Here is a 12327-nt window from a genome sequence, read left to right as displayed (position 1 = left end):
TTCCCTTAAACGTGGCGACGCTTCGGTGGTCGGCAGCCATTGTGTGGCTGAGGAGTGACGTCAGAGATAGACGAAACTTCCAAGCCGGCAGCCTGTAGTGAGCGGATTGCGGTTTCGCGGCCCGAACCTGGGCCCTTAACGAATACGTCAACCTTCTTCATGCCGTGCTCCATCGCCTTGCGAGCTGCAGACTCAGCTGCCATCTGCGCTGCGAATGGAGTGGACTTGCGTGAACCCTTGAAACCAACCTGTCCGGAAGAGGACCAAGAGATAACAGCACCGGATGGATCCGTGATGGAAACAATGGTGTTGTTGAAGTTTGACTTAATGTAAGCGTGGCCGAGGGCCACGTTCTTCTTGACTACACGACGGCCGGAACGGCGCGACGTGGATTGAGTCTTCTGAGCCATTTATTACTTCTTCTTTCCTGCGATCGTCTTCTTCGGACCCTTACGCGTACGCGCATTGGTCTTGGTACGCTGACCACGGACTGGCAAACCACGACGGTGGCGCAGACCCTGGTAGCAACCGATTTCAATCTTGCGACGAATGTCAGCCTGAACCTGACGGCGGAGGTCACCCTCTACCTTGAAGGAAGCTTCAATTGCGTCACGCAGCGCCGACAACTGATCGTCGTCCAGGTTATCGGTGCGCAGGTCAGGAGAAATGCCGGTCTTTTCCAGCAGCTCCTTGGAACGGCTTGGGCCGATTCCGTAAATGTAAGTGAGCGCGATCTCCATGCGCTTGTTGCGTGGAAGATCAACACCAGCTAGACGTGCCATGTGGCTTGTCCTTTCGGGTTGTTACGGTGGTTTTCTCCTTAACCGCCCCGCACCATGCCATGCTTCGCCCGGTCCGACCGGGACTTTGGATGGCATTATGATACAGGCTCGGGCCACCGTGGCCTGAGGTATTAATAGGGCGCCCGACCTTGCGAGCGCCCCTGATTAAGGAGGCTTTCGGTTTTTACTTGTAGCGGTAGACGATGCGTCCGCGGGTCAGGTCATAAGGAGACAACTCCACTACAACACGGTCCTCTGGGAGAATACGGATGTAGTGCTGACGCATCTTGCCGGAAATGTGAGCAAGAACCTTGTGCCCATTATCGAGCTCGACACGGAACATTGCGTTTGGCAGCGGCTCGACAATGCGACCCTCTACCTCAATTGCGCCTTCCTTAGCCATAACCTCTACTTTTCTGGCAGCCATTTTATTACGACTACCTGCATTTTTATCTGTCTACTACCTGATGCAGCCAACACGCGTTGCCGCGCGCGCATACACCATCGTCATAGCTTACGCGTTAGCTGCTGGTTTTCCAAATGTGTGCCCAACGCTTCTCGCTGGTCAGTCCCCGTATAACTTCTGCCCGAAGCGCAAGTTGATTTCGGCATCCCAGCTCCCGTTTGGCCGATGACTAAAACGACTAACCTTAAGCAATTAGTGTTTCCTAATAAAATACGACAGGAGCTGTTATGGCAACCACACCCGAATCCCCGTCTTTAGAAGCGCCAACCTCTAGACAGCGAGGCTCTGTCGAGAAAGCCATTGACATCCTCACGGTCTTTAAGGATCACCCGTCGGGTCTCGGCGTCAGCGAAGTCGCCCGGCTTGCAAACCTTCCAAAGACCACCTCCCACCGACTACTCAACACTCTCACCACCCGCGGTGCACTTGAGCGTAGTGGCGACGTCTTTCGTTTAGGTCCGGTAATTTTTGACATCGTATCCTCTACCGGCAGCTCCGTGCGCGCCAACCTAATCAGTGAAGTTGTCACACCATTTCTCGCCTCTCTCTTCGAGCAAACTCGGCATACTGTGCACCTCGCCTACCTTGAGGGCAAAGACGTTGCCTATGCCAACAAACTCTTTTCCACCAAGCGTCTGAATTCGCCATCTCGCATCGGCGGACGGGCACCGTCTTACTGCACAGGCGTCGGCAAGGTTCTTCTTGCGCACGATTCTGCGCGAGCCGAGTTAGTTCTAAGCAGTGAACTCACACCGTGGACTCCACACACCATCACTGATCCCGACGCACTACGCGTTGAACTGCTCAACATTCGCAATGACGGGATCGCCTTTGATCGGCAAGAAATTTCCCTAGGACTGTCGTGTGTCGCGGCTCCCGTTTTCGGTCTTGAACAACGCGCGGTCGCGGCACTATCAATCTCGTCTCCGTCAGAAAGCTTTGCCCCGGAGGCTTTGATTCCGCCTCTTCAACGAGTCGCAGCCGCTGCGGGCCGAGCTGTCAGGGAACACCAAAAGACCAAGGAAATGCTGTAACCACTAAGCCACACTGGCGATGTCGGGAATTTCGCCCCGCGTTCCACCCTTCGGAACAACCTTTGCCTTTAGTCGCCTCAAAGCTTGAAATGAGCACATCACCGATTGTGATCGCCATTACTTTAAATAGCTAAGGAGCTTGAGATGACAGAAGTGACGAGCGGTAGGCAAGGACAGATCGATCCACTACCCCCCAAGGCCACAAACACTCCAATTGTTCGTGAGTCAACTGATAAGCAGCGTCGGAAAGTCCTCGCTTCCAGTTTCCTTGGCTCCATGGTGGAATATTACGACTTCCTGCTCTACGGAGCCGCTGCTGGATTAGTCTTCCCACATCTTTTCTTTGATGAATCGATGAGTCCCTTTATCGGGATGATTTTGTCGTACACCATTTTGTTCGCAGGCTACTTGGCACGTCCCGTCGGTGGCTTAATCTTCGGTCACCTTGGTGACCGTTACGGTCGCAAGAATATCCTGCTTATCACACTCATCGGTATGGGCTTAGTTTCCGTCGCCATTGGCCTGCTACCCACGTACTCAACTATTGGTGTCGCAGCCCCTGTCATTTTGGTACTGCTTCGCGTCATTCAAGGTATCGCCGTTGGCGGCGAGTGGGCCGGCGCAACGCTCATGGCAGCCGAGCACGCGCAAGCAAAGTCACGAGGTTTTGCGGCTTCGATTGCAGTCTCAGGAGCACCTGCCGGTGCGGTTCTTTCCACACTGGTTTTGGCCATCTTCTCTGGACTCCCCGAAGAGCAATTCATGTCGTGGGGCTGGCGTGTTCCATTTCTCTTGTCCGCACTGCTAGTCGTCATCGGCTTGTACATGCGATACTCGCTCACCGAATCGCCAGAATTCGAAGCTGCCCGCCACTCTGGTCAGGTGAAAACTGGCGTTCCGCTCAAACGAATCTTCACCGATTACCCGAAACAAACCATCCTGGCTTCGTTGGCCATCACTGGCCCACTGTTCATGCAAGCTCTAATGGCAGTATTTATCGTGCCCTACGTTGTTAGTACGGGCGCCATGGAACAACAGCCTGCCTTAATGCTGCTCACCTTCTCTGCGTTCTTGCATATCTTTGCAATTCCGTTTTTCGCATGGCTCTCAGACCGTTTCGGACGTCGTCGGACGATGATTAGCGCGGCTCTTCTCTCCATCGCCCTCATTTTCCCGATGTTCGCTGCTTTCAACTCCGGCAATGCTTTCCTCATCGCCCTCGGCTTCATCATCGGTAATCCCATCATCCAAGCTTCCATGTACGGACCAGTAGGCGCTTTCTTGGCAGATAAGTACGCACCGCAGGATCGCTATACCGGAGTCTCAGTCTCGTATCAGCTCGGGTCTGTCCTTGGTGCAGGCCTCGCGCCATTGGTTTCTACTGCATTAGTCGAACTCGACAATGACTTGGGCTCCACCAACATTGCTATCTACTTCATCTTCCTGATGATCGTCGCTGCAATTTCTGTCTGGTTCGTCGAACGCAAAGAAAACAACGTGGTTCTCCCTGTCACGACCGCCGAGCCACAGCCCGCGCCAACCTCAAACTAAGAAATTAACACCACATAGAAAGGCACTTTTTCATGACTTCGCCCCATACTTTCGACACAGACGTAATTATTACTGGCGCTGGTCCCACAGGTCTAGCACTAGCCAACTTGCTCGGAATCAATGGAATCAATGTCATCTTGGTGGAAGCCCGAGAAAACCTCATCGACTATCCACGTGGTGTCGGTATGGACGATGAATCCTTCCGAACCGTCCAAGCTATGGATCTCATCGATGAAGTAGTGCCGTTTACAATTCCACATCACATCATGAGGCTTGTAGATGGCCAGGGTGATGTCATCATGACCAATAACCCCAAAGGAGAGCCGTTCGGCTGGCCACGAAAATTTGGGTTCCTCCAGCCTTTAGTCGACCGCGCAGTATTCGAAGGCCTCGACCGATTCCCGAACGTTGACGTTCGCTTTGGTTCCAAATTGGTCGGGCTCGACCAAGATTCCGACGGTGTTTCTGCCACCATCGAACGGGTTTCTGGTGAGGACGGTGAACTACCAAGTGGCGAGACTGAAACTCTGCGCGCACAGTATCTAGTCGGTTGTGAGGGCGGACGTTCGTTCACTCGCAAGTGGATGGGTGTGGAATTTGAGGGCAAGTCACCGTCAACTCGTTGGGTGGTCATCGACTGCAATAACGACCCACTTGGATTCCCGAATGTCTATCTCGGAGCAGACCCAGCCCGTCCCTACGTTTCTATCGGCCTGCCGCACGGCGTTCGACGCTTCGAATTCATGCTTTTCGACGACGAACCAAGCGAGCGCGTGGAAGACGATGCTTTCGTCGAAGGCCTCCTCCACGAACACCTTCCTCCCAATACCCAGCTCGATATCATTCGCCGCCGTGTGTTTACGCACCACGGCCGCATCGCTAAAGATTTCCGCAAAGAGCGCGTACTCATTGCCGGAGATGCTGCCCATCTTATGCCGGTTTGGATGGGCCAAGGATTCAACTCTGGCTACCGCGACGCAACAAATTTGGCGTGGAAACTCGAGGCAGTAATCAATGGCCACGCCGGTGCTGACTTGCTGGATACCTATTCGATTGAACGTCGTGACCATGCCAAGGCAATGATCGACTTGTCGATGGCGATGGGCAATATCATCAAGCCCACCGACCGCCGTATTACTTTCTTCCGAGACCGCGCTGCCAAGATCGCTAATTCGCTTCCTCGAGTTCGTTCCTACTTCGAAGACATGCGCTTCAAGCCGATGCCGCGTTATGGTCGCGGCGCTGTCGTCGACCAAGAAAGCTTAGAGCCGGGATACTCGCACACGCGAAACAGCCGTAGCCGCATCCCAAAACTCATTCCAACGCGCAATGCACTACAGAAGCAGTCACCAGTTGGCTCCCAGTTTATCCAACCAACGGTTGGCTTTGAAGGTTCCGAGACCAAGCTTGACGATGTTCTCGGTCACGGTTTCTCCGTTATTTCTTGGGGCATTGATCCGACACGTCTATTTGACACCGAGCAGCTACAGCAATTCGAAAGGCTCGACATCCAGCTGGTGTGTGCAGTCTCCCCTACGCAAGTTTCATGGGCACGCGAACACTGCGACGAAGGTTCTGGTCCAGTGGCATCTGCTGTTGTCTCAGATATTGACGGCAACTTGAAGCACTGGTTTGACCGCCACTCTGTTGGCACCGTATTCATCCGCCCCGATCGTTTTACCGCTGCAGTATGCCTCAATGGGGATGCACAACGTGCCTGGAATTCTTTAGTCACAGCAACAAACCTGACCCCCTCCACGGCGGATCTACCGGTTTAGACGTCATCGTTCTGCCCAATGGAACGACACGCGACTTCATGTGACGCGAGTCTTAAGCTCGCACTTAAAGAGAAAGGAATAACATGCCTGCCGCATTGCTTGCTATGTCCCATAGCCCACTGCTCCACCACAATCCTCCAGCGGAGGAAGTCCAGGCGGAGCTTGACCAAAAGTTCGACGAGATTAAGAAGTTCGTTCATGACTACGACCCTGATCGGATCGTGGTCTTCTGGCCGGACCATTTCAACGGCTTTTTCTACGAGCTCATGCCTCCGTTTTGCATCGGTTTCGAAGCTTTCGGCACCGGTGACTACGACAGCTTTGATGGAGACCTCAACGTCGATACCAAAACCGCTGAAGACCTGGCACAGTTTGTGCTTGAGCAAGACGTCGATATTGCCATTTCCCGCAAGATGGAAGTCGACCACGGAGCCGTCCAGCCGCTAGAAATCGTTTTCGACGGCAACCCCAACGTCAAACCGTTAATTCCTATCTACACCAACGGTGTCGCCCGTCCTTTCACGCCGGTCTCTCGCATTCGCGCGATGGGCGCGGCCGTCGGCAGCTACTTCCGTGACTCTGACAAAAAGGTACTGTTCGTAGCTTCCGGCGGACTTTCCCACGATCCACCGTTGCCGCGCTGGGACGAAGCCACCCCTGAACAACGAGCAATGTTGCTCAACCGTGATTCTCGTACTCCGGAGTCCCGCGCGCTGCGCGAATCCCGAGTCATTGAAACCGGCAAGAAATTTGCTCGCGGCGAAGCCGACATCATGGATATTGCTCCCGAGTGGGACAAGCAGTTCATGGAAGATTGCAAATCTGGCGATCCGAGCCGTTTCGACGCCTATAACTACAAGGATATGGAGGCGGTAGCTGGTCACTCCAGCCATGAGGTTCGCACGTGGATCGCTGCATTTTCCGCGCTGCATGCCGTCAACCCTGACTATCAGATCGGTGTCGATTACTATCGCCCGATCCCAGAGTTCATCGCCGGATTTGGCATTCTCACTGCGCAGTAGCCCACTACCAACGAAAGTCATCACATGTCACAAATCGCTCAACTCCATGATGAGGTCGCTTCTCAACTATTTGACGCATATACCTCGCATAAAACTGTTGTGCCGCCGCGGGAGACCATCGACAAGTTAGACATTGCCGGCGCCTACCGTATTCAGCGCTGGCAACAACGTGCTTTTGAAGACCAAGGGCACACCGTTATCGGTCATAAAATTGGGCTGACTTCGCTAGCGATGCAGCAGCAACTTGGCGTCGCCAGTCCGGATTTCGGTTTCTTCACCGACCGCATGCGCTTCGATGCTGGCCAGCCCATCCCGACGGCAAGCTTTATCGCGCCAAAAGTCGAGCCTGAATTGGCTTTTACTCTCAATGCAGATTTGCCTGCCGATGCCTCCCTCGCCCAAGTGCAGGAGGCCATCGACACCGTGCACCTCGCCGTCGAGATCATCGACTCCCGTATCGCAAATTGGGACATCCGATTGGTCGACACCGTCGCTGATAATGCCTCATGCGGCGCGATTGTGCTCGGTGATGCCATTGACGTGGAGCTTGGAGAACTCGCCGGCGTGGAAGCAACAATGACACTCAACAACGAAGCAGCTGGCTCCGGAAAAGGATCCGATGTCATGGGTGATCCCCTCATCCCACTGCAGTGGCTAGCTCAAACTCTCGGAGAGCAAGGCACCCTCATCAAGGCAGGATCCATTGTCTTGACCGGAAGCTTCTGTGGCGCTGTTGCCTTTGCCCCCGGCGACAAACTGGATGTCGACTACGGCACCCATGGATCACTTTCCCTTACTTTCAGCTAGTTTCCCCCTCGTCTCATTTAAGGACAATCATGACAAAGAAATTAACCGCAGCAGTCGTTGGTCCCGGAAATATCGGCACCGATTTGCTCAAAAAACTGCTCCGCAAGTCAAGAAACATCGAGCCCATCTACATGATCGGTGTGGATCCAGATTCTTCCGGTCTCAAGCGTGCCGAAGAACTCGGTATCACTGCATCCGCTGAAGGCGTCGATTGGCTCCTGTCCCAAAAGGTTCTTCCCGATATCGTCTTCGAGGCGACATCGGCAAGCGCACACCAAGCGAATGCCCCTCGCTACCGCGAGGCAGGCATCCACGCTATCGACCTGACCCCTGCCGCAGTCGGGCCATACTGCTGCCCATCGGTAAACCTAGATGAACTTGAAGCCGTTGATAACGTCAACCTAATTACCTGCGGAGGGCAAGCAACAACACCAATCGTTTCAGCAGTCAGCCGCATCGTACCTGTGGAATATGCTGAAATCGTCGCATCAATTTCTTCGCGCTCTGCCGGTCCGGGTACTCGCGCAAACGTTGATGAGTTCACCGAAACTACCGCTAAAGCCCTAGAGGTCGTCGGTGGTGCCAAAAAAGGCAAGGCCATCATCATCCTCAACCCAGTGGAACCACCTATGAAGATGCGCAACACGGTGTACTGTTCACTCCCACCAGAGGCTGCTGTGCCCGGCGAATTACAGGATGAGATTCGTGCATCCATCCAGGCAATGGTCGAAACCGTGCAAAGCTACGTCGACGGCTATCGCCTCACCGCAGCGCCTCAATTCGACGAAGCTTCCGATGCTTGGAATGGCTGGGGTCGGCTGACCGTCCTCATCGAAGTCACCGGGGCCGGCGACCATCTGCCGGATTATGCCGGAAACTTGGACATCATTACTTCGGCTGCTGTTGCTACCGCTGACCGCTATGTTGACTTGCTTCGCAATAAGCAAGTTGCAGCATCGACCACCGCATAAGGAAATATCATGACTAAAATCCGTTTGAATGACACCACGCTGCGCGACGGTTCGCACTCCGTTCGCCATCAATATACTGAGCAACAAGTTCGCCAGGTGGTGCGAGCGCTTGACGATGCCAACATCGAGATGATTGAAGTCACCCATGGTGACGGTCTTGGTGGCTCGTCTTTTAATTACGGTTTCTCTCAGGTATCCGACCTAGATTTAATTGAATCCGCAGCGGATGAAGCGAAGAACGCTAAAATTGCCGCACTGCTCTTGCCGGGGTTGGGCACAATTCACGACCTTAAAGAAGCACATGCCCGAGGTGCCAAGATGGTGCGTATTGCAACGCACTGTACTGAGGCAGATGTTTCTATCCAGCACTTTCAGGCAGCCCGTGAACTTGGCATGGAAACCGCCGGATTTTTGATGCTCTCGCACCGAAGTAGCCCGGCCGAACTAGCGCAACAGGCGAGCATCATGGTAGATGCTGGGTGCCAGTGCGTATCTGTGGTCGACTCCGCGGGCGCATTGATCATGAATGAAGCCAAAGACCGCGTTGCCGCGCTTTACGATGCCATCGGTGACCGCGCACAAGTGGGCTTTCATGGCCATCAAAATATGTCATTTGGCGTCGCGAATTCCGTATTGGCAGTAGAAGCTGGTGCTTCTCAAATTGACGGTTCACTTGCCGGACTGGGCGCAGGTGCCGGCAATACCCCAACCGAGGTCGCTGCTATCGCTTTTGAGCGCTTGGGCATCGAGACTGGAGTAGATACGAAGAAAATCCTTGACGCGGCTGACCTACTAAAAGGAATGGTTAACCGTCTGCCATCAATGGATCGCGGTTCAATCGTGCAAGGTCAAATGGGCGTATACAACTCCTTCCTGCTCCACGCCGAACGCGCCGCCGAGCGCTATGACATCCCTGCCCCGGAGATTTTGGCGGAAGTCGGACGCCGCGGATATGTCGGCGGCCAAGAAGACATGATCATTGAGGTCGCACTCGACCTCAAGAAATCCACGGCCACTGTTTAATAAAACACGAAAGGAACATACACATGACTGTTGAAATCCCGAAGTACACTACCGACAAATTCTTCGGTCTCGAGGACAAATGGATCGAGACTGCCGAAGGAGAACTCACCCACTACCACGAGCTTGGTGAAGGAACTCCAATTTTGTTCCTCCATGGCTCAGGCACCGGAGTAACCGCTGCTGCTAACTGGTGGCTGAACCTGCCACAGCTGAGTGAATATGGACGCTGCATTGCCATTGACTCCATTGGCTACGGCCAAAGCATCGCGGCCGATGATGTTCAATACGGAATCAAAGAATGGGTCCGCCACGCTGTACGCGTGCTCGACGCGCTTGGTATCGAAAAGACCTGGATTGTGGGTAACTCCTTGGGCGGCTGGCTGGCATTCCAGTTCGCCCTTGACTACCCCGAACGTCTTTTGGGCATCGTGTCTATGGGCACCGGAGGTGCCCAGCTCACCAAGGCTTTGAAGGGGCACTCTAACCCAAACCTTTCCGAAGAAGGTATCCGTGAGACCCTAGAGCTTTTTGTGGTCAACAAGGAACTCGTCACTGACGAACTAGTAAAACTTCGTTATCAGTCAGCTCTGAACGACACCGCTTCCGACCGTCTGAAGGAAGTTGTCGCTGCCCGAGATCGAGACCGTAATGAGGTCCCGTTAGATTTCGAACGGCTCGCCAAACTCGACATTCCAGTACTACTCATTCATGGCATGCAAGACCATGTAATCCCTGTATCACGTACCTGGGATATCTTAAACACCGTTCCACATGCTGATGCGCATATCTTCTCCCAGTGTGGGCACTGGTCTCAAGTAGAACGCGCAGAAGAATTCAACGAAGTCGTCGGCTCCTACATCAGCCGCCGCATCTAATCTTGCCGCATATCGAAATCTAGGCGCGGGCATCTCACCACAGAGATGCCCGCGCCTTTTCTATGCAATGCAGACGCCTAATTGCGCCGACGTTTGGGCGGGGCGCTGCCGCTGACCCGGTAGAGATCGACCCAGTGGTGAGCTGAGAGATCTTTTGGCAACGCGGTGTGTTTCAGGCCCGAATCAAGCGCCCACTTGCGCGCCTGGCGGGCGTCGTTGAACAGCTTCATACGGGAAGCAATTTGCACAATGCCGCGACCACGTCCCGTAAACACCTTATGCACCATGGATTGAAACGCCTTGCGTTCCTGCCGAGGTAGTAAAGGCCTTGTGCGACGGGCAATTGTCAATAGCCCACCATCAACGCTCGGCGCTGGCGTGAAGGAATGCGCGGGTACGCGTTGTCCCAATTCAAAGTCGAACCAAGGCCACCATTGGGCGGTCATCATTGTCGCTCCCCCGATGCTTGCTCGGCGACTGGCTACTTCCCACTGAACAATGAGGACTGCGTGCGTCCACCTCGGAGCGTGGAGAATATGGCGAAGCATCGCTGTAATCTGGTGAAAAGGCAGGTTGCCTACAATCACAAATGGAGTTTCAGGTAGTCGGTAGTGGAGGAAGTCGCCGTGCACAATCTCCGCGCCCGGGTGCAGGTGTTGTTTCAAATGGTGGACCAGACTGCCATCGATTTCGACCGCAGTCAGCGGTCTGTCCAGCGTGCTCAGATGATTAGTAAGCGCCCCAGCCCCAGGCCCAATCTCGATGATGGGACCAGCGGTCGCTTTAACGCGGTCAATGACCGCCTTTTGAATAGTTTTATCGTTCAGAAAATTCTGGCCGTGCTCGTGACGGCCACGTGTATAAATTGGCAAGAGATAGCTCCGCGAATCCGTAGACGGAACCGGGCATGCGAAAAGACGCCGCCCGGCAGGACCGGTAGAACGGCGGAACTCATTAATTAACAGTGGGTACCGCCGTTATCGACGGTTGTTCTCCACTACTGCAATGCTTGCACAACACATGGCAGGCAGTTTAACACCCACGATGAGCACACGGACAATTGTCGGCGAGCGGCTGTATTTCGTCGGGTGGTGCCCACACGGGGAACGGCATAAAAATGGCGCGAACTTCCCAATGTGCAGGAAGTTCGCGCCGATACAGCTTTGGCGGAATTTATAGGGTCCGAATTAGTAGATGAAGACCTTGTCGCCGATTTGCAGGTCATTCCAGAAGGTCAGCGCTGCTTGCTCTGGCAAGCGGACACAGCCTGCGGAGTCATAGGCTGGGTTGCCCATGTGGAAAGCGTGGCCGTTGTTGGTGAAGTAGATCGCGTACGGCATCGGAGCGTTGTTGAACTCGTAAGAGATCTCGTCTTTGACCTTGCGGTTGACGTAGAAAGTACCGCGTGGGGTGTCTTCGCCAGGCTTGCCTGGAGCCATCGACGGCGCGACGTAGGAGATTTCACCGTTGTTTTGCAACCAGGTGCGGCGGCCGTCGATGTCGACGCAAACATCGGCATCAGCAGGACAGGGACCAACGTTGAACTCTTGGCGCTGGCGCTCTGCCTCAGCTTGGCGTGCTGCTTCTTCGGCGCGTGCCCTCTCGGCTGCTACCTCGGCCTCACGAGATTCGCGGATAGCTGCGAGACGCTGGACTTCTTCACGTTCTTTCTGAGCGCGCAGTCCCGGGAAGGTGACGTCAATGGCGCTATCGAGCACTGGCTTGATTTGACGGGCAGCGTTCGGGTCGAAATCGCTGACCTGGCTCAAAAAGGCGTTACGGGAATCCCACGCATTTTCGCGGGTCTGGTTTAAGACGTCATCAAAGGTGATATCGGTAGAACTCTGGGCGAAATCAGGCAGTTCAGGCACTGCGGGCTGAGCCTGGGCCGCTGGGGAGGCGCCGAGAAGCGCTACCCCAGTGGCGACAGACGCAGCCAAAGCTACGATCCCGCGGCGGACACCGGCAAAGCTGGAATTCAACATGGCAAGAAGTATAGACCTTGCTGCCAACTTTCG

The 12327-nt window shown here is 54.4% G+C and carries 13 protein-coding genes; 8 read left to right on the top strand and 5 right to left on the bottom strand.

Features of this window, described 5'->3' with window-relative positions; genetic code table 11:
- Positions 1-5: 5 nt before the first annotated feature.
- The 3 genes from rpsK to infA all read right to left on the bottom strand — a co-directional run bounded on the left by rpsK (position 6) and on the right by infA (position 1185).
- Entirely contained in the window at positions 6-410 is a 405-nt protein-coding gene (gene rpsK / locus CAMM_RS02590) for a 30S ribosomal protein S11 (RefSeq protein WP_003848283.1), read from the bottom strand.
- Positions 411-413: 3 nt separating this feature from the next.
- Positions 414-782 (bottom strand): 30S ribosomal protein S13, encoded by a 369-nt coding sequence (rpsM, locus tag CAMM_RS02585; protein WP_003848284.1) that lies wholly within the window; start codon positions 780-782, stop codon positions 414-416.
- A 184-nt stretch (positions 783-966) separates the two neighbouring features.
- Entirely contained in the window at positions 967-1185 is a 219-nt protein-coding gene (infA, locus tag CAMM_RS02580; protein ID WP_003854422.1) for a translation initiation factor IF-1, read from the bottom strand.
- Between the two features lie 290 nt (positions 1186-1475).
- Here infA and CAMM_RS02575 point away from each other — a divergent pair, with 290 nt between their 5' ends.
- The 8 genes from CAMM_RS02575 (at position 1476) to CAMM_RS02540 (ending at position 10309) form a co-directional block, all read left to right on the top strand.
- Positions 1476-2282, top strand: a complete 807-nt coding sequence (locus tag CAMM_RS02575; RefSeq protein ID WP_003848286.1) for an IclR family transcriptional regulator — start codon at positions 1476-1478, stop codon at positions 2280-2282.
- Positions 2283-2426: 144 nt separating this feature from the next.
- Entirely contained in the window at positions 2427-3833 is a 1407-nt protein-coding gene (locus CAMM_RS02570; RefSeq protein ID WP_003848288.1) for an MFS transporter, read from the top strand.
- Positions 3834-3865: 32 nt separating this feature from the next.
- Entirely contained in the window at positions 3866-5611 is a 1746-nt protein-coding gene (mhpA, locus tag CAMM_RS02565; protein ID WP_003848289.1) for a bifunctional 3-(3-hydroxy-phenyl)propionate/3-hydroxycinnamic acid hydroxylase MhpA, read from the top strand.
- A gap of 83 nt (positions 5612-5694) precedes the next feature.
- Positions 5695-6633: a 3-carboxyethylcatechol 2,3-dioxygenase gene (locus tag CAMM_RS02560; protein WP_003848290.1), complete on the top strand. Its 939-nt coding sequence runs from the start codon at positions 5695-5697 to the stop codon at positions 6631-6633.
- Positions 6634-6657: 24 nt separating this feature from the next.
- Positions 6658-7440, top strand: a complete 783-nt coding sequence (locus CAMM_RS02555; protein WP_003848292.1) for a 2-keto-4-pentenoate hydratase — start codon at positions 6658-6660, stop codon at positions 7438-7440.
- Between the two features lie 29 nt (positions 7441-7469).
- Positions 7470-8411, top strand: a complete 942-nt coding sequence (locus tag CAMM_RS02550) for an acetaldehyde dehydrogenase (acetylating) (protein ID WP_003848294.1) — start codon at positions 7470-7472, stop codon at positions 8409-8411.
- Positions 8412-8420: 9 nt separating this feature from the next.
- Positions 8421-9434 (top strand): 4-hydroxy-2-oxovalerate aldolase, encoded by a 1014-nt coding sequence (gene dmpG / locus CAMM_RS02545; protein WP_003848296.1) that lies wholly within the window; start codon positions 8421-8423, stop codon positions 9432-9434.
- 23 nt (positions 9435-9457) lie between these two features.
- Positions 9458-10309, top strand: coding sequence for an alpha/beta fold hydrolase (locus CAMM_RS02540; RefSeq protein WP_003848299.1), 852 nt, complete (start codon positions 9458-9460; stop codon positions 10307-10309).
- 77 nt (positions 10310-10386) lie between these two features.
- Here the strand turns inward: CAMM_RS02540 and erm are convergent, their stop codons facing one another.
- Together erm and CAMM_RS02530 are read right to left on the bottom strand one after the other, a co-directional pair.
- Positions 10387-11181, bottom strand: coding sequence for a 23S ribosomal RNA methyltransferase Erm (gene erm / locus CAMM_RS02535; RefSeq protein ID WP_003848300.1), 795 nt, complete (start codon positions 11179-11181; stop codon positions 10387-10389).
- A gap of 315 nt (positions 11182-11496) precedes the next feature.
- Complete coding sequence (locus tag CAMM_RS02530; protein WP_040355941.1) at positions 11497-12294, bottom strand: L,D-transpeptidase; 798 nt, start codon at positions 12292-12294, stop codon at positions 11497-11499.
- Positions 12295-12327 lie beyond the last annotated feature (33 nt).

This window comes from Corynebacterium ammoniagenes DSM 20306 (assembly GCF_001941425.1).
In the GTDB taxonomy this organism is placed as follows: domain Bacteria; phylum Actinomycetota; class Actinomycetes; order Mycobacteriales; family Mycobacteriaceae; genus Corynebacterium; species Corynebacterium ammoniagenes.
The sequence above is the reverse complement of the archived record's forward strand: the minus strand, read 5'-3'. Positions and strand labels throughout refer to the sequence as shown.